This window comes from Micromonospora sp. CPCC 205539 (genome assembly GCF_036906815.1).
Classification (GTDB): domain Bacteria; phylum Actinomycetota; class Actinomycetes; order Mycobacteriales; family Micromonosporaceae; genus Micromonospora.
Genome location: NZ_JBAKHW010000004.1, coordinates 209,627 through 225,458 on the forward strand (window position 1 = coordinate 209,627; position 15,832 = coordinate 225,458).

The window sequence follows — 15,832 nt, forward strand, 5'->3', positions numbered from 1 at the left end:
CCGCGACAGTAGGCACCATCGACAAGCGGAACGACCTCCGCGACGCTGCGGTCCCAGCGTGGAGCGGTCACTGGGTCACCGAGAAACCGGTGTGGTGACTGCCCGCAAGTCTCCGTGGCACCTTGTCCTCCGTGCTTGACCTGCGGGTGCCTTGGCGGCGTCTGCGACTGTGCCGGCATGGACAACAGATTTCGCCGGCTACCGCCGAGGATCAAACCGCTGTACGAGACACACGACGTCATTCCTCCGCCACCCTTGTCCGAGGTGAACGAGGCGAGTTGGTTGACGCCGGCCGGCGAGGTCGCCGGGTTCGAGCAGCTGGCCTCTGCGGTCGCGCGCAATTCCGAGCGGACCGGCTCCACGATCGGGCAGCAACGACGACGGGTCGAATGCTGGTGATGATCTATATCGTGCTCGGGCTGGGAATCATCGCTGGAGGGGTCATCCTGAGCGTCCGTTGTGCCCGAACGCCCTGGATGAAGAATGAGTGAAGCCCAGCTCGGGAACGTGTCCTGACCTGGGCTTCAACCTGGAGCGGGTGACGGGAATCGAACCCGCACTGTCAGCTTGGGAAGCTGATGTTCTGCCATTGAACTACACCCGCAAGCGGCACCACTGTACCTGAGTCACCGAACCCATGCACCCAGGCACCCCGCTCGTCGGGTCGAAGGGCCGCGGTCAGGCAGCCGAGCGCTGGATGTCACGGCTGCGGCGGGTTGGGCGGCTCCTGGGGACGGCTGCCGGCTCGGCCGCCGCGGGCGGAGCCTGCGGGTCGAGCCAGACCTGCACGGCAGGCCCGCCCGCCGCACCGCCGGGGACACCGGTGGCGTGCTGCTCGCGGCGGGCCAGCATCGCCACGTCGACGGTGAACTCGAACAGCCTCCAATCGACCTGCGGCGCCGCCCGGACGCTCTGCGCGAGCCGGGCCACTCGGGCCGGGTCGGTCACCGGCCGGGCGCGCCCGGCCACGTACGCCTCGTCGTCGCTGTCCTCCGGGAGGAAGGAGTGCAGAGCGTAACGGCCGTCGCGTTCGAGGTCACGGCGCTTCGGTGAGTCGATGATGAAGCAAAAGAGCCCCTCGTCGGTGATGACCGGGGAGACCGGATGCACCCGGGGCCCGCCGTCGGCGCGGACCGTGGCCAGGTAGCCGAAGCCCGGCCCGTACTGCTGGAGGAGAACGCGGATCCCGTCGGCGAGGCGGGGCTCGTCGGCGGCGAAATCGGACCAGGAAGCCATGCCGGTATTCTATCGAACAAATGTACGAGCAGCGACCTCGACGCGCTGGTCACCCGCCACCCGATCCGGCCATTTCGGCCAACGCGGCTATGGTGGTCCGATGCTGCTCTCCGACCGTGACCTGGTCTCCGAAATCAAGGCCGGCACGCTGGGCCTGGAGCCGTTCGAGCCCACCCTGGTCCAACCTTCCAGCATCGACGTACGGCTGGATCGGCTCTTCCGGGTCTTCAACAACCATCTCTACACCCACATCGACCCGGCGATGCAGCAGGACGACCTGACCTCGGCGGTCGAGGTGCCCGACGGCGAGCCGTTCGTGCTGCACCCGGGGGAGTTCGTGCTCGCCTCGACGCTGGAGGTGATCTCGCTCGGTGACCAGCTCGCCGGCCGCCTGGAGGGCAAGTCGAGCCTGGGTCGGCTCGGCCTGCTCACCCACTCCACCGCCGGCTTCATCGACCCGGGCTTCTCCGGGCACGTGACGCTGGAGCTCTCCAACGTGGCGAACCTGCCGATCACCCTCTGGCCGGGTATGAAGATCGGGCAGCTCTGCATCTTCCGGCTCTCCTCGCCGGCCGAGCACCCGTACGGCTCGGTGGTCTACGGGTCGCGCTACCAGGGGCAGCGCGGGCCGACGCCGAGCCGCGCCTGGCAACACTGGCGCACCTGGCCGACCCGCTGATCCCGACGAACTGACGACGAGGGCCCGCCGCGACGAATCGCGACGGGCCCTCTGCTTGTCGTGGATCAGCCTGGACGGCCGTAGCTGTGGATCGGGCCGTCGTCGACCCTCTTCATCTTGACCGGTTGACCGGCCTGCGAGGCGTGCACCACCCAGCCGTCGCCGACGTACATGCCGACGTGGTGGATGTCGCTGTAGTAGAAGACCAGGTCACCGGGCCGAAGGTCGCCCTTGCTGACGTTCTTGGTCACCCGGCTCTGCTGGGCGGCGTTGTGCGGCAGGGACACGCCGGCCTTCTTCCAGGCGGCCAGCATGAGCCCCGAGCAGTCGTACGAGTTGGGGCCTTCGGCGCCCCACACGTAGGGCTTGCCGATCTGCGCGCACGCGAACTTGACCGCCACTCCGGCGGCGCCGCCGGGGTAGCTGGCCGGGCACGGCGCGGGGCGCAGCGGGCCGCCGCCGCCATTGCCGTAGACCTTGAGCCGCAGCTTCTGCAGCCGGTCGATCTCCTCGTTGATCTGCTTTTTCTTCGCCGCGAGCTGGGCCTCGGTCCGGGTCAGCTGGACCACCATCTCGTCCAGCGGGGCCTTCTGCTGGGCGAGCTGGTCGCGCAGGTCGGCGACCTCGCGTACGTCCTGCTGCTGATTGTGGGCGAACCGGTCGAGCATCTCGAGCTGCCCGACCACCTCGCTGGGCGAGCGGCTGCCGAGCACGGCGTTGACGGTGGAGACGTTCTCACCCTTGTAGGCGCGGACGGCCAGGGCGCTGACCTTGTCCATCGCAGCGTCGACCTGGCGCTCCAGCGGGGCGATCCGGGCGGCCAGGGCGTCGGCCTGCTTGCGCTTGACGGCCAGGTCGGTCCGGGTGGCGTTGTGCCGTTCGATGATCGGCTCGAGCTTGTTCCAGTCGGCGTCGATCTGGCGCTCGATCTCGGCGACGGACGGGTCTGCGTGGGCCGCCGTGGCGCTGCCGGTCAGAACGACGGCGACGCCGACCAGTGCGGCGAGGGCGGTGGTGAATCGGGACCAGCGTGGGCGCGGCACAGTCGTCGTCGGGCCGGCTGATGCCGACCACTCGGACGACGGCTGCGGGGCATGGTGGGCCACCGGGTTCCGTACTCCTTCTTCCTGACCGCCTACCGGGTTAGCTGACGGGTTCGGGCGGGAAGTGGGCGCCCTACCGCAGTGGATGCGGATTCACCCCGAGGGACCTGGGTCCCCGGTTCGCTCGAAAGCGACTCGGCGGTGTCGGTCCGTTACCGCCCGGGGTGGGCGGACCTGCTACCGGGCCGACAAATGACCAGAGTAGAGACGCCCGTTACCGCTTCGCAACCCGTGCCGCCGTGACACTCCGTACCGATTGCGCGGGGTCACCGTCCGTACGCGAAGGTTTTCTTCTCAAGACTTCGATAAATGGAAAGGTATTGACGCGGACTCCCGGACGGCGCGATGGTGACCTCACCTGCACTCGCCGAATATAGGGGGTTCGATGCAAGGTCCAGACCTGACGGCCGGCCGGCGCGCACTGCTCGCCGCCGCCGTGGTCGCCGCCGCGACCGCGGTACCGCTCTCCGCCGGCCCGGCCGCCGCCGCACCCACCGCCGACCGTCAGCAGCAGTACGTCGCGGCGGCAGCGGAGTACGGCGTGCCGACGGACGTGCTGCTCGGCGTCTCCTACCTGGAGTCGCGCTGGGACAGCAACGACGGCACACCGAGCACCGGTGCCGGCTACGGCCCGATGCACCTGACCGACGCCCGGCACGTGACCGCCCTGCCCGGGACCGGACACCACGACGCCGGCACCGAAGACCCGCGGGGCGACGACTCCCGCTCGGCGGTGGCGCTCGCACCCCGGCCGGCCGAGGATCCCGCACCGCCTGCCGCCGCGTTGCAGACCGTGGACGCGGCCGCCGCCCTGACCGGCGCCGCCCCCGAGTCGCTACGCACCGACGCCGACGTCAACATCCGGGGCGGGGCGGCGCTGCTGGCCTCGTACCAGAGGGAGTTGGGCGCACCGGTCGGCGCCGGCACCGACCCAGCCACCTGGTACGGCGCGGTGGCCCGCTACGCCGGCGCGGACAGCGCCGACGCCGCGGCGGCCTTCGCCGACGAGGTCTTCACCACCATCGGGGCCGGCGAGTCGCGGGTGACCGACGACGGTCAGCGGATCACGCTGCCGCCCCGGGCCGTCCAGCCGGAGCGTTCCTGGCTGGATCGGCTGGGGCTGCGCCGGCTCGCCCGACCGGACGGGCTGGAATGCCCCACCACCATCTCCTGCGAGTGGATCCCGGCGCCCTACGCGGCGTTCGGCGACGGGGACTACGGCAACCACGACCTCTCCGACCGGCCCTCCCGGCAGAAGATCGAGTACATCGTCATCCACGACACCGAGGGCAGCTACGCGACGACCTTGAAACTCGTCCAGGACCCCACCTACGTGAGCTGGCACTACACGCTGCGCTCGGTGGACGGGCACATTGCCCAGCACGTGAAGACGAAGGACGTCGCCTGGCACGCCGGCAACTGGTTCGTCAACTCCAAAGCGGTCGGGCTGGAGCACGAGGGCTTCGCCGCGCAGGGCACCTGGTACACGGAGGCGATGTACCGGACCTCGGCGAAGCTGGTGCGACACCTGGCGCTGCGGTTGGGCGTCCCGCTGGACCGTCAGCACATCATCGGTCACGACAACGTGCCCGGCACCATCGCCGCGAACGTCCGCGGGATGCACTGGGACACCGGCCCGTACTGGGACTGGACGCACTACTTCGAGCTGCTGCACGCGCCCCGGCTGGACACCGGCACCCCGGCCACCGGGCTGGTCCGGATCGACCCGGACTTCGCCACCAACCAGCCGGCGTTCACCGGCTGCGTCACCGCTGGAGTGCCGTGCCCGCCGCGCGGCTCGTCCGCGGTGATCCTGCGTAGTGCGCCGTCGGCGGATGCTCCTCTGGTCAACGACATCGCGCTGCGCCCGGACGGCACCCCGAACACGATGGCCGTGTCGGATCACGGTGCCCGTGCCTCCGCCGGCCAGACGTACGCCCTCGCCGGGAGGCAGGGTGACTGGACGGCGATCTGGTACCTCGGGCAGAAGGCCTGGTTCCACAACCCGTCGTCCGCGCCGACGGCGAGCTGGACCCTGGGCGTGGTGGCCACCCCGAAGCCCGGGCGCGCCACCATCCCCGTGTACGGGCGGGCCTACCCGGAGCAGGCGGCGTACCCGGCAGGCGTGCCCTACCAGACGATCTCGCCACTCCAGTACACCCTGGCCGCCGGGCAGCGGTACGCCGTCGGCGCGGTGCTCGCCGGCGAGTACTACCGGGCCAGCACGTTCGACGGCTCCTCGCCGGGCGACTGGACGGTGATCCGCGGGCAGAACCGTTATGTGCAGATCCAGTTCGGCCACCGGATCATGTACGTCGACCTCGCCGACGTGCAGCTCCTGCCGTCCCCGGTGGGCGCACCTCGCTGAGAACCACGACGGCCCCCGGTCGCTGACCGGGGGCCGTCGTCGTGCGTGGGGGTGGATCAGCCGGGTCTGCGGAACCCGGCGACCGGCATGTTGTCGATGCTCGCCACCTGCACCGGTTTGCCGGCGCGGGGCGCGTGCACCATCTTGCCATTGCCCAGGTACAGGCCGACATGGTGCAGGTCGCTGAAGAAGAAGACCAGGTCACCGGGGCGGGCATCGGCCCGCGCAATGGCCTTGCCCTCGTGCCACTGGTCACCCGTGTGGTGGGTGAGGCTGATCCCGGCCGACTTGTAGGCGTACTGGGTCAGACCCGAGCAGTCGAACGAGTTCGGACCGGTGGCGCCCCAGACGTACGGATCGCCGACCTGCTGGCAGGCGGTCTTGATCGCCTTCTGGGCGGCGGTGCTGGTCACACCGTTGATGGTCGGGCAGCCCTCGGTCTTGATCGTCGTCTTCGGCAGGGAAGCCTCGAGCCGCTTGATCTCGACGTCGATCTGCTTCTTCTTGGCCGCCAGGTCGTTCTGCTGCCTGGTCTGGGTGACGATCAGCGTGTCCAGCTTCTGCTTCTCGCCGTCGTACTTGGCACGCGCGGCCAGCACGCCCTCGATCTCCTTGCGCTCCAGAGAGGCCAGCCGATCGAGGACGGTGAGCTGCTCGGTGAGCGTGTCCGGCTTGGCGCTGACCAGCAGCGCGCCGATGTCCTGCGAGGGCCCGGACATGTAGTAACGGGAGGCGAGGTCACCGACCCGGTTCAGCGCCAGCTCGCTCTGCAGCGCCAGGGGCTCGATCTTCTTCTGCAGGTCGCCGGATTTCTTCCGGTTGACCTTCAGCTGCGCCCGCACCTTGTTGTACTGCTCGATGGTGGGCTCCAACTGCTCCCACTGCTTGTCGATCTGCGCCTCGATCTCGTCGACCGAGGGCGCAGCCTGCACCGGCGCGGAGAGCACGCCGGCACCGACGGCCGCGGCGGCGACCAGGACGAGCAGACGACGAGCAACCCGGCGCAGACCGCCTTGTCGAGCGGGTAGTCCCAGGGCGTGACGATGAGGGGGCATGGTTGCCACCGGCACCGACTCCTTTGCAACCGACCGCCGGGCGCCTCGCGTGAGGGAAGGGCCGAGGCAGAGAACCTACAACGGTCGGTGCCTCACATTAGGGAAGCGTCGGAGAGGAATCAAGGCGAGCACCGTCACCATTACTGTGCTGCAACCACCTGCACACAAAGGGTATTGATTAGTTAACCAACGATCGCAGTCAATACGTCATCCAGCGTCACGACGCCGAGCGGAATTCGACCGTCGCTGACCAGCACCATGTGCCGCCGCTCGCGACGCATGGCGAGCAGCAGATCGGCCAGCGTGCGTTCCGGTGGCACGACCGCCAGCGGCCGGTACACCTGCGCCGGCACCGGAGCCCGGCGACCCTGTCCCGAGTACCCGAGCACGTCCTTCACGTGCACGAAGCCGAGCACCCGCCGGGTCGACCGCTGGACCACCGGGAACCGCGAACGACCGGTCCGGGTCGCCAGCACCTCCAGCGACGCCGGTGAGACGTCCTCGGCCACCGTCACCACCGTCGACCACGGCTGCAACGCGTCCGCCGCCGTGCGGGTGTGCAGCGCCAGGGCGCCGGTGATCCGGGCGTGCTCCTCCGCGTCGAGCAGACCCTCCGTACGCGCCTGGGAGACCAGTCCGGCCAACTCCTCGGCGGTGAACACCGTCTTGACCGCCTCGGTCGCCTCGATCCGCCAGAGACCGAGCACCCGGCGGGCCGCCCACTTCATCGCCAGCAACAGCGGCTTGGTCGCTACACAGAAGCCCAGCATGGCCGGGCCGAGCCAGAGAGCGGAGACCTCCGGACCGGCCAACGTGATGTTCTTCGGCACCATTTCGCCGACCACCGTGTGCAGGAAGACCACCACGCCCAGGGCCAGCACGAACGCCACCGGATGCACCGCCCGCTCGGGCAGACCGGCCGCGTGGAACGGCGACTCCAGCAGGTGGGCCAACGCGGGTTCGGCGATCGCACCCAGGCCCAGCGAACACACCGTGATACCGAGCTGGGCGCCGGCGATCATCAACGGGATCTGGTTCATCGCCGACAAGGCCCAGCGGGCCCGCTTCGAGCCGGCGGCCAGGGGCTCGATCATCGTCCGGCGGGACGCGATGAGCGCGAACTCGCTACCCACGAAGAAGCCGTTGCCGAGCAGCAGCAGCACGGTCACCAACAGCTCAGTCATCAGCGTCCGGTTCCGCCGGGCGCAGCACCCGGACCTGCTCGATCCGGTGCCGCTCCACCTCCACCACGGTGAACTCCCAGCCCCCGTCCTCGACGGTTTCGCCGGCCAGCGGGATGTGCCCGAGCCGGGCCATCAGAAAGCCGGCCAGCGTCTCGTACGGCCCCTCGGGCAGCCGGAAACCGGTCTGCTCGGCCAACTCGTCCGAGCGGAGCACCCCGTCGACCAGCACCGTGCGCTCGCCGCCCGGAACGGTCAGCTCGACCGGATCGGCGTCGGGAACGGTGGCCGGGTCGAACTCGTCGGCGATCTCCCCGACCAGCTCCTCGACCAGGTCCTCGATGGTCACCACGCCGTCCGTGCCGCCGTACTCGTCGACCACGATGGCCAGGTCCGCCCCGGCCGCCTTCAGCGCGGCCAGTACGCCGTCCAGGTCCAGGCTCTCCGGCACGTAGACGGGCTCACGGGCTACCGAGCCGACCACTGTCGACGCCCGCGCGGCCAGCGGCACGCCCAGCGCGTCCGGGACCCCTGCGACGCCGGTGACCAGATCGAGCGTCTCCTCGTACACCGGGAAGCGGGTCCGCCCGGTCTGCCGGGACAGGTCGAGCAGCTCGGCCACGGTGGCCGTGGCACGCAGCGCCACCACGTCCACCCGCGGCGTCATCGCCTCGGCCGCCCGCTTGTCACCGAACCGGATGGTGCGGCGCAGCAGCATCGCCGTCTCCGTGGGCAGCGCACCGGCCCGCGCGGAGATGGCCGCCAGCAGACCCAGTTCCTCAGGCGAGCGGGCACTGGCGAGCTCTTCCTGCGGCTCCACCCCGAGCGCCCGGACCAGGCGGTTCGCCGAGCCGTTCAACCCTCGGATCAGCCAGCCGAACGTCCGCGAGAAGCGGTGCATCGGGCCCGCGGTGGCCAGCGCGGCCGGCATCGGCCGGGCCAGCGCCGCGTTCTTGGGCACCAGCTCACCGAAGAGCATGGAGAGCAGGGTGGCCAGGGCCAGCGCCAGGAACGGGGTGAACCGCTCGGTGGCGTCCCCGGCCATCGGCCGCAGCAGCGGTGTGAAGAGCCGAGCCAGGGCCGGCTCAGCCAGGTAACCGGTGAGCAGCGCGGTGATGGTGATCCCGAGCTGCGCCCCGGAGAGCTGGAAGGACAACTCACGCAGGGCGGCGCGGACCTTCAGGGCGGCCTCGTCGCCGGCGGCCGCGCGCCGGTCGATCTCGGCGCGGTCGACGGTGACCAGAGCGAACTCGGCCGCCACGAAGAACGCGTTGCCGGCGGTCAGCGCAACGAAGCCAACCAGGGGCAGCAGCGTCGTCAGGAGCAGGCCGTCGATGTTCGCTCACCTCGGCGAGGATTCTTGCACGACGGCGGGGGCACCCCTCGGTGCCGCCGCCGTCGGCCGCTTCGATCCCGGGGTACGCGGGTCAGCCGGCGACCGGCGCGGCCTCCTTGTCGCCCTGCGCCTGCTCGGGCTTGACCGAGCGGAGCAGCACGCTGGCCACGTCGATCACCTCGACCTGCTCGCCGGCGCCCTTGCCGTTCACCCCGTCGTTGAGCATCGTCGAGCAGAACGGGCAGCCGACGGCGACCGTCCGCGCACCGGTGGCCATGGCCTCCTCGACCCGGTCCACGTTGATCCGCTTGCCGATCTTCTCCTCCATCCACATCCGGGCGCCGCCGGCGCCGCAGCAGAAGGAGCGCTCGCTGTTGCGCGGCATCTCGGTGAGCTCGCCCTGGATGGCCTCGCCGAGCACCTCGCGCGGCGGGGCGAAGACCCGGTTGTGCCGGCCCAGGTAGCAGGGGTCGTGGTAGGTGACGCCGCCGTCGACCGGCTGCACCGGGGTCAGCTTGCCGGTGGACACCAGGTGGGCCAGGAGCTGGGTGTGGTGGACCACCTCGAACTCACCGCCGAGCTGGCCGTACTCGTTGCCCAGGGTGTTGAAGCAGTGCGGGCAGGTGGCGACGATCTTGCGCTTGGCCTTCTCGCGGCCCTCGAACGCCTCGTTCAGCGTCTCCACGTTCTGCTGGGCGAGCATCTGGAAGACGAACTCGTTGCCGATCCGTCGCGCCGGGTCACCGGAGCAGGTCTCGCCCTCGCCGAGGATGGCGAAGGAGACGCCGGCCTCGTTGAGCAGGGTGGCCACCGCGCGGGTGGTCTTCTTGGCCCGATCCTCGAAAGCCCCGGCACAGCCGACCCAGAACAGGTACTCGAAGTCGTCCACCTCACCCACCCGGGGCACCGCGAAGTCGAGCCCCTTGGTCCAGTCCTCGCGGGTGTTCGGCGGGGCGCCCCACGGGTTGCCCTTGTTCTCCAGGTTGCGCAGCATCACGCCGGCCTCGGAGGGGAAGCTCGACTCGATCAGCACCTGGTAACGGCGCATGTCGACGATGTGGTCCACGTGCTCGATGTCCACCGGGCACTGCTCGACGCAGGCACCGCAGGTGGTGCACGACCAGAGCACGTCCGGGTCGATGATGCCGCCCTCTTCCGCCGTACCGATCAGCGGTCGGTCGGCCTCGGCCAGCGCCAGCACGTCGAGGTGGGCGAGCTGCGCGGCGGTAGCCTTCTCCTCGCCGGTCAGGTCCTTGCCACCGCCGGCCAACAGGTAGGGCGCCTTGGCGTACGCGTGATCGCGCAGGCTCAGCACCAGCAGCTTGGGTGACAGCGGCTTGCCGGTGTTCCAGGCGGGGCACTGCGACTGGCAGCGCCCACACTCGGTGCAGGTGCTGAAATCCAGCAAGCCCTTCCAGCTGAACTGCTCGACCTGGGCGACGCCGAACTGGTCCTTCTCCGGGTCGGCCTCCTCGAAGTCGAGCGGCTTGCCCTGGCTCGTCATCGGGCGGAGCGCGCCGAGGCCGGAGCCCGCCGGCCGGGCCGGCTCACGCTTGAAGAAGATGTTGAAGAAGGCCAGGAAGCGGTGCCACGCGACGCCCATGGTGACGTTCAGCGAGATGACGATCAGCCAGGTCATCGAGATGATGATTTTGATGGCCGCGGCGACGCTGACCCCGTCCTGCCAGTCGGGCAGGACCGCACCCACCGCGTGGCTGACCGGGGTGGCCCAGAGCGGGTACTCGAAGTGATCGGTGGCGACCTTGAAACCCCGGATCACGAACCCGAAGATCAGGACCAGCAGTACGACCCACTCGACGAAGTAGCCCTGCCACATCGTCGAGCCGGTGAACCGGGACCGGCCACCCGGCCGACTCGGCCGGTTTCGCAGCCGGATCGCCATCAGCACCAGGATGCCCACGAGGCCCAGCACGCCGATGATCTCGGTGGCCAGGCCGAAGACCGTCCAGTGCCCGATGATCGGCAACCCACCGCGCGGCGTGGCCACCTCGAAGTACGCTTCGAGCACCAGCAGCGACAGCACGATGAAGCCGACCATCACGAACCAGTGCGCCGCGCCAACCACACCCCACTTGAGCATCCGGGTGTGGCCGACGGTCTCCACGAGCATCGTTCTCGCCCGGGTGGCCTTGTCGTCGAACCGCTCGGGCGCGGGCTGGCCGAGCCGGATGACTGCCACCAGCTTCAGGACCGCACGTACCGCAAGCCACACCGCCACGGCGGTGATGGCGGCCGCGAGGATCGTGGTGACGATCTGGACGCTGCCCATCGAGTTGGCCTCCCGGTCTGCTGCCTGTCGAGCGGCTCGGCGACCGGGGGCCGGGTCAGGGCGGAGTCAGCATCGCGCCGCTGCCGCACCTGCGACCGGGTCGGTCGATGACCTCGCTCCGCTCGGTCATGCAGTGCAGCCTACGCGCAAGGTTACCCAGCAGTAACGTGAGTCTTCTCGCACTAGGCCACGCCGCCCTGCGGACACCATAGGGTGCCCCGCCCGGTCCTGCCGGGCAGGGGCTCCGTGGGTGACGTGGATCCACCGGCGCAACGGCGCCGGGCCGGCTCAGCGCCAGCGGGAGAGCAGGACCAACGAGGCGACCATCGCACCGAAGCCCACCGCGAGGTTCCAGTAACCCCACGACATGACCGGATACTCCTGCTCAGACAGGTAGTAGACGACCAGCCAACCGATGCCCGCGACGATCAGAGCGACCGCGCTGATCGGCAGCCACACCGGGCTAGGCTTGCTCGTTGACGCTCCTGTCGTCGGACGGACGTCCGTCGGCGGGGTGTACACCTTCTTCTTGCGGACCTGTGACTTGGGCACGACGCTCTCCAGAGGGGGTGACGACCTCGTCCGGCCTGACAACCGGGCGCGGGGTGCGACGGTCCATGGCCAATAATGTTCGACAGCTAGCGTAGTCCGGAAGACCCGCCCAGACCACGAATGGGGTCAGGCCGGTGCACGGAGTGACCGAAAAAGGCGGGACTGTTCGCATCACCGGCCCCGGCCGGTCCGGGCGGACCGATCCCCGACACGCGGAAGGAACGCTCGGTGGAGTACACATCCGGCGCCGCCTCCTGGCAGAAGGTCCTCCGGCGAGCCGCCGCCGGGCTACTGCCCCGGCGAGGGCGTCAACGTCGGCCGGGCTGGTCGATCGGGGTGCCCCTGATCGCGGTCGCCGCGGGTCTGATCTTCACCACCAGCGCGACCACCGCCAACGGCACGGCGCTGCGCGAGGACCGCCGTCCCCAACTCAACCAGCTCATCGAGGACCGCCGCGAGCAGGTGGCGGCGAGTGAGCGCCGCGCGGCGACATTGCGCGGTGAGGTCGAGCAACGGACCTCGTCGTTGGCCGGCTCGGACGGCCCGATCAAGGCCCAGCAGGACCGCGCCCAGGGCAGCCTCCAGGCCGCCGGTTTCACCGCGCTGACCGGCACCGGTGTGACGGTGGAGCTCAACGACGCACCGCGCCGCAGCGACCAGACCCCCACCGATGCCAAGAACGACGATCTGGTGGTGCACCAGGGTGACGTGCAGGCGGTGGTCAATGCGCTCTGGGCCGGCGGGGCGGAGGGCATGTCAATCATGAACGTCCGCGTGCTCGCGACCAGCGCGGTACGCTGCGTCGGTAACACCCTGCTGCTTCATGGCAGGGTGTACTCCCCACCGTTCAAGATCGTAGCAATTGGCGACCCCGCTGCCCTTCAGCAGGCCCTCGCCAGCTCTGAGGGAGTCCGGTTGTTCAAGGGCGCGGTCGACGACTACCAACTCGGCTACAAGGAGACCGTCTCCACGGTGACGGTCCCGGCATTCGAGGACTCGACCGCCCTGCGCTCGGCTACGGTGCCCCGATGACCGGCCCGGACGACCGGCGCGACGGCCGACACCGGGACCAGGCCGACGAACCGACGGCGTTTCTGCCCAAGATCGATCGGCCCGAGCCATCGAACCGGCCGGGCCCGACCAGTAACTGGCCGGACCCGGTGCTACCCGCCCGGCCCCGGCCGACGGATCCTCCGGCCACTCCCGAGCCGTCACCCACCGCTGGGATCTCCCCGGCCGAGCGCTCGGCTCCTCCGCCGCCCGGCCCCGCCCCGCGTACGAACCACCCGGCCCCGCCGAGCGCCAGCCGGCCCGACTCACCGCACACCCTGGCTCAGCCGAGTGTCGATGCGCCACCCCCCTGGCCCGGTGCCGCCACGGCCGGGAGCACCCCACATGGTGGGCCCGGTCGTCCTCCTGCCGCCAACCTCGGGCGTCCGGCCGCGCCCGGCCAAGGGCGGACCGCGCCCACCCAGGGCTCGGTCCGGTCGACTCCGCCCGGCAGCGCCGCCGTCCGCCCTTCGGCACCCGACGCCAGCTCCACGTCCGGCGCCACGCCCACCAGCCCTTCGCCCGGTATCGCTCCCAGCCGCCTGCCGATGTCCAGCGGCCCGCCGGTGTCCAGCGCCCCCAACGGCCCGCCGGCGCTCAGCGCCCCGTCGGCGCCCAGCGGCCCGTCGGCGTCCAGCGCCCCCAGCGCCCCCAGCGGCCCGTCGGCGCCGAGCAGCACGCCCGGCCTCTCGCCAGCGTCCAACAGCACGCCGAGCGGCCCGCCGGCGACCGCGCCCGGTCGACCCGGCGGTTCGGGCGGCACCCCGGGCCTACCGAGAGCCGCTCCGGCCCAACCGGGTTCGCCCGGTGGGCCACCGACGCGCCCGGCGACTCCGGTCACCCCGACTCGGCCGGCAGCTCCCGGCGGCCCGACGCGGCCTGCGACTCCAGGCGCTCCGACCCGGCCGGCGACTCCCCCCACCTCGACCTGGCCGACGGCTTTCGGCCCTTCGACTGGGCCGGCGACCCCCGTCACCTCGACCGCACCCGGGGGCGATTCCCCGACGGCGTTGATCCCGAAGATCAGCGCCGATCCAGCGTGGGCGACCGGCTCCCCGGCCGCCCCGCCGGCCACCTCCTCGGCGCCTCCGGCAGCGCCGGATCGCGCCGCCGACCCGGCCACCACCGTGCCGATCCCGACCGGGGCCGCGGCCCGTCCACCGGCCGTCGACTCCACGCAGTTGATGGGCGCCGTCCCCCGCATGCCGACTCCCGACGAGCCGGCCAGCACCGGAGGCAGTGGCGAACCGCCCCGGCCTCGACGCGGTGAGCGGGTGGTCCAGCTTCGGGCGCACCAGACCGGCGAGGGCTACAAGAGCGTCTACTCGGAGCTCACCCGGCCGTCGCTCGCCTCCCGCGTGCGCAGCGGCATCCGGGTCACCGGCGAGGTTCTGATCACGTTCGGGCTGGTGGTGCTGCTCTTCGCCGGCTACGAGGTCTGGGGTAAGTCGGCCATCGTCGACGCCCACCAGGACGACCTCAGCGGTCAACTGGCCGAGGTGTGGGGCCCGACCGGCGATCCGACGGTCGTTCCGTCGGCCGCCCCGAGCGCCAAGCCGTCGCCGCCGGTGCACGGCAAGCCGATCGCGGGTCTCTACATCCCCAAGCTCGACAAGAACTGGGTCGTGGTCGAGGGCGTCACCCAGGCCGACATCCGGTACGCCCCCGGTCACTACCCGACCAGCGCGCTGCCCGGTCAGGTCGGCAACTTCTCCGTCGCCGGCCACCGCAACCGGGCCACCTTCTGGCGGCTGGACGAGCTGGATGACGGCGACCCGATCGTGGTCGAGAGCAAGGACGACTGGTACGTCTACCGGGTGTCGCAGACCCGGATCGTCAAGCCGACCCAGGTCGAGGTCGTGGCGGCGGTGCCCGGCGAACCGAACGAGAAGCCGACCAAGCGGATGCTGACCCTGACCACCTGCAACCCGAAGTTCGACAACTACCAGCGTCTGATCATCCACGCCGAGCTGGACCGGACCCAACCCAAGTCGGCGGGCCGCCCGGCCGAGCTGGGAGGCTGACCCGATGTACGCGTTCATCTGGCGCAAGCTGCCGTTCGGCCTGGCCGGCAAGCTGACCGGATCGGTGCTGCTCGCCGCCGCCGCGGTGGCCCTGCTCTGGTACGTGGCCTTCCCGTGGGCCGAGCCGCTGCTGCCCTTCGACGACGTGCAGGTCACCCAGGACTCCGGCGTTCCCGGCGAGCCGGCCGGTGGCGACTCGGTGACCGGCGACACGCCGGCCGGCGACGACCACGAGCTGCCCTACGACACCGACCAGAACAACCCCGCCCCCTCCTCCACACCGAGCCGGTGACCATGCGCGTTCTGGTGATCGACAACTACGACTCGTTCGTCTTCAACCTCGTCCAGTATCTGGGCCAGCTCGGCGTGGACTGCGAGGTCCGTCGCAACGACGAGATCGACGTCGCCGACGTGGGCAAGGTGGGTGCCACCGGCATCCTGCTGTCACCCGGTCCCGGCAGCCCCGACCGCGCCGGCATCTGCCTGGACGTCATCCGGGAGTACGCGGGCGAGCTGCCGATCTTCGGCGTCTGCCTCGGCCACCAGGCGATCGGCGAGGCATTCGGGGCGACCGTGACCCGCGCCCCCGAGCTGCTGCACGGCAAGACCTCCGAGGTACGGCACGGCTCGGTCGGCGTGCTCGCCGGGCTGCCCGACCCGTTCACGGCTACCCGCTACCACTCGCTGGCCGTCCTGCCCGAGACGCTCCCCGACGAGCTGGAGGTCACCGGCTGGACGAGCTCCGGCGTGGTGATGGCGATGCGGCACCGGACGCTACCGATCGAGGGCGTGCAGTTCCACCCGGAGTCGGTGCTCACCGAGGGCGGCCACCTGATGCTCGCCAACTGGCTGGCCGCCTGCGGTCACCCGGAGGCACTGGAGCGGGCTCCGTCGCTGGCCGCCGAGGTGGACGCCCGCCGCCGGGCCGCCTTCGCCACCGCCTGACCTGCCGCCGGCC

General features: G+C 70.6%; 14 protein-coding genes, 1 tRNA gene and 1 riboswitch. Of the genes, 7 read left to right on the forward strand and 8 right to left on the reverse strand.

Annotated features, from left to right (window positions below; translation table 11 throughout):
* The first annotated feature begins 177 nt into the window (after window positions 1-177).
* Entirely contained in the window at window positions 178-399 is a 222-nt protein-coding gene (locus V6V47_RS05330) for a hypothetical protein (RefSeq protein ID WP_334626833.1), read from the forward strand.
* A 131-nt stretch (window positions 400-530) separates the two neighbouring features.
* Here V6V47_RS05330 and V6V47_RS05335 read toward each other — a convergent pair.
* Together V6V47_RS05335 and V6V47_RS05340 are read right to left on the reverse strand one after the other, a co-directional pair.
* Window positions 531-604: transfer RNA gene (locus V6V47_RS05335), tRNA-Gly, on the reverse strand.
* A gap of 74 nt (window positions 605-678) precedes the next feature.
* Window positions 679-1,236 carry a pyridoxamine 5'-phosphate oxidase family protein gene (locus tag V6V47_RS05340; protein WP_334626834.1) on the reverse strand — a complete coding sequence of 186 codons (558 nt, stop codon included), beginning with the start codon at window positions 1,234-1,236 and terminating at the stop codon, window positions 679-681.
* 100 nt (window positions 1,237-1,336) lie between these two features.
* On the opposite strand from V6V47_RS05340, the gene dcd reads away from it, so the two are divergent.
* A complete protein-coding gene (gene dcd, locus V6V47_RS05345) occupies window positions 1,337-1,915 on the forward strand; it encodes a dCTP deaminase (RefSeq protein ID WP_030332009.1) in 579 nt (192 codons plus the stop codon).
* Window positions 1,916-1,980: 65 nt separating this feature from the next.
* On the opposite strand, the gene V6V47_RS05350 is transcribed toward dcd, so the two are convergent.
* Window positions 1,981-3,021 carry a C40 family peptidase gene (locus V6V47_RS05350; RefSeq protein WP_334626835.1) on the reverse strand — a complete coding sequence of 347 codons (1,041 nt, stop codon included), beginning with the start codon at window positions 3,019-3,021 and terminating at the stop codon, window positions 1,981-1,983.
* Window positions 3,022-3,033: 12 nt separating this feature from the next.
* A riboswitch (cyclic di-AMP (ydaO/yuaA leader) is annotated at window positions 3,034-3,169 on the reverse strand.
* Window positions 3,170-3,403: 234 nt separating this feature from the next.
* Between V6V47_RS05350 and V6V47_RS05355 the strand changes: the two genes are divergently transcribed.
* Window positions 3,404-5,386 (forward strand): N-acetylmuramoyl-L-alanine amidase, encoded by a 1,983-nt coding sequence (locus V6V47_RS05355; RefSeq protein ID WP_334626836.1) that lies wholly within the window; start codon window positions 3,404-3,406, stop codon window positions 5,384-5,386.
* A gap of 56 nt (window positions 5,387-5,442) precedes the next feature.
* Here V6V47_RS05355 and V6V47_RS05360 read toward each other — a convergent pair whose 3' ends face one another.
* From V6V47_RS05360 to V6V47_RS05380, 5 genes are all read right to left on the reverse strand, one after another.
* Window positions 5,443-6,441, reverse strand: a complete 999-nt coding sequence (locus V6V47_RS05360; RefSeq protein ID WP_334626837.1) for a C40 family peptidase — start codon at window positions 6,439-6,441, stop codon at window positions 5,443-5,445.
* A 182-nt stretch (window positions 6,442-6,623) separates the two neighbouring features.
* Window positions 6,624-7,625, reverse strand: a complete 1,002-nt coding sequence (locus V6V47_RS05365; protein ID WP_334626838.1) for a hemolysin family protein — start codon at window positions 7,623-7,625, stop codon at window positions 6,624-6,626.
* The gene (locus V6V47_RS05370; RefSeq protein ID WP_334627072.1) at window positions 7,618-8,931 is read right to left on the reverse strand and encodes a hemolysin family protein; all 1,314 of its coding nucleotides are present in this window, start codon (window positions 8,929-8,931) and stop codon (window positions 7,618-7,620) included. Before V6V47_RS05370 ends, V6V47_RS05365 begins: the two co-directional genes overlap by 8 nt.
* Before the next feature lie 118 nt (window positions 8,932-9,049).
* On the reverse strand, window positions 9,050-11,248 hold the full coding sequence (locus V6V47_RS05375) for a (Fe-S)-binding protein (protein WP_334626839.1): 2,199 nt from the start codon (window positions 11,246-11,248) through the stop codon (window positions 9,050-9,052).
* A 288-nt stretch (window positions 11,249-11,536) separates the two neighbouring features.
* On the reverse strand, window positions 11,537-11,800 hold the full coding sequence (locus V6V47_RS05380) for a cell division protein CrgA (protein ID WP_334626840.1): 264 nt from the start codon (window positions 11,798-11,800) through the stop codon (window positions 11,537-11,539).
* Window positions 11,801-12,028: 228 nt separating this feature from the next.
* On the opposite strand from V6V47_RS05380, the gene V6V47_RS05385 reads away from it, so the two are divergent.
* The 4 genes from V6V47_RS05385 to V6V47_RS05405 all read left to right on the forward strand — a co-directional run bounded on the left by V6V47_RS05385 (window position 12,029) and on the right by V6V47_RS05405 (window position 15,819).
* A complete protein-coding gene (locus tag V6V47_RS05385; protein ID WP_334626841.1) occupies window positions 12,029-12,832 on the forward strand; it encodes a DUF881 domain-containing protein in 804 nt (267 codons plus the stop codon).
* A 566-nt stretch (window positions 12,833-13,398) separates the two neighbouring features.
* A complete protein-coding gene (locus V6V47_RS32670; RefSeq protein ID WP_442934186.1) occupies window positions 13,399-14,874 on the forward strand; it encodes a class E sortase in 1,476 nt (491 codons plus the stop codon).
* A 4-nt stretch (window positions 14,875-14,878) separates the two neighbouring features.
* Window positions 14,879-15,166 (forward strand): hypothetical protein, encoded by a 288-nt coding sequence (locus V6V47_RS05400; RefSeq protein ID WP_334626844.1) that lies wholly within the window; start codon window positions 14,879-14,881, stop codon window positions 15,164-15,166.
* Between the two features lie 2 nt (window positions 15,167-15,168).
* Window positions 15,169-15,819 carry an aminodeoxychorismate/anthranilate synthase component II gene (locus tag V6V47_RS05405; protein ID WP_334627073.1) on the forward strand — a complete coding sequence of 217 codons (651 nt, stop codon included), beginning with the start codon at window positions 15,169-15,171 and terminating at the stop codon, window positions 15,817-15,819.
* The last annotated feature ends 13 nt before the right edge of the window (window positions 15,820-15,832 follow it).

Excerpts from the sequence above, each read along its gene's own strand:
- V6V47_RS05330 (WP_334626833.1), top strand. The coding sequence starts at position 178 with ATGGACAACAGATTTCGCCGGCTACCGCCGAGGATCAAACCGCTGTAC.
- V6V47_RS05340 (WP_334626834.1), bottom strand. The coding sequence starts at position 1,236 with ATGGCTTCCTGGTCCGATTTCGCCGCCGACGAGCCCCGCCTCGCCGAC.
- dcd (WP_030332009.1), top strand. The coding sequence starts at position 1,337 with ATGCTGCTCTCCGACCGTGACCTGGTCTCCGAAATCAAGGCCGGCACG.
- V6V47_RS05355 (WP_334626836.1), top strand. The coding sequence starts at position 3,404 with ATGCAAGGTCCAGACCTGACGGCCGGCCGGCGCGCACTGCTCGCCGCC.
- V6V47_RS05360 (WP_334626837.1), bottom strand. The coding sequence starts at position 6,441 with ATGCCCCCTCATCGTCACGCCCTGGGACTACCCGCTCGACAAGGCGGT.
- V6V47_RS05365 (WP_334626838.1), bottom strand. The coding sequence starts at position 7,625 with ATGACTGAGCTGTTGGTGACCGTGCTGCTGCTGCTCGGCAACGGCTTC.
- V6V47_RS05375 (WP_334626839.1), bottom strand. The coding sequence starts at position 11,248 with ATGGGCAGCGTCCAGATCGTCACCACGATCCTCGCGGCCGCCATCACC.
- V6V47_RS32670 (WP_442934186.1), top strand. The coding sequence starts at position 13,399 with ATGTCCAGCGGCCCGCCGGTGTCCAGCGCCCCCAACGGCCCGCCGGCG.
- V6V47_RS05400 (WP_334626844.1), top strand. The coding sequence starts at position 14,879 with ATGTACGCGTTCATCTGGCGCAAGCTGCCGTTCGGCCTGGCCGGCAAG.
- V6V47_RS05405 (WP_334627073.1), top strand. The coding sequence starts at position 15,169 with ATGCGCGTTCTGGTGATCGACAACTACGACTCGTTCGTCTTCAACCTC.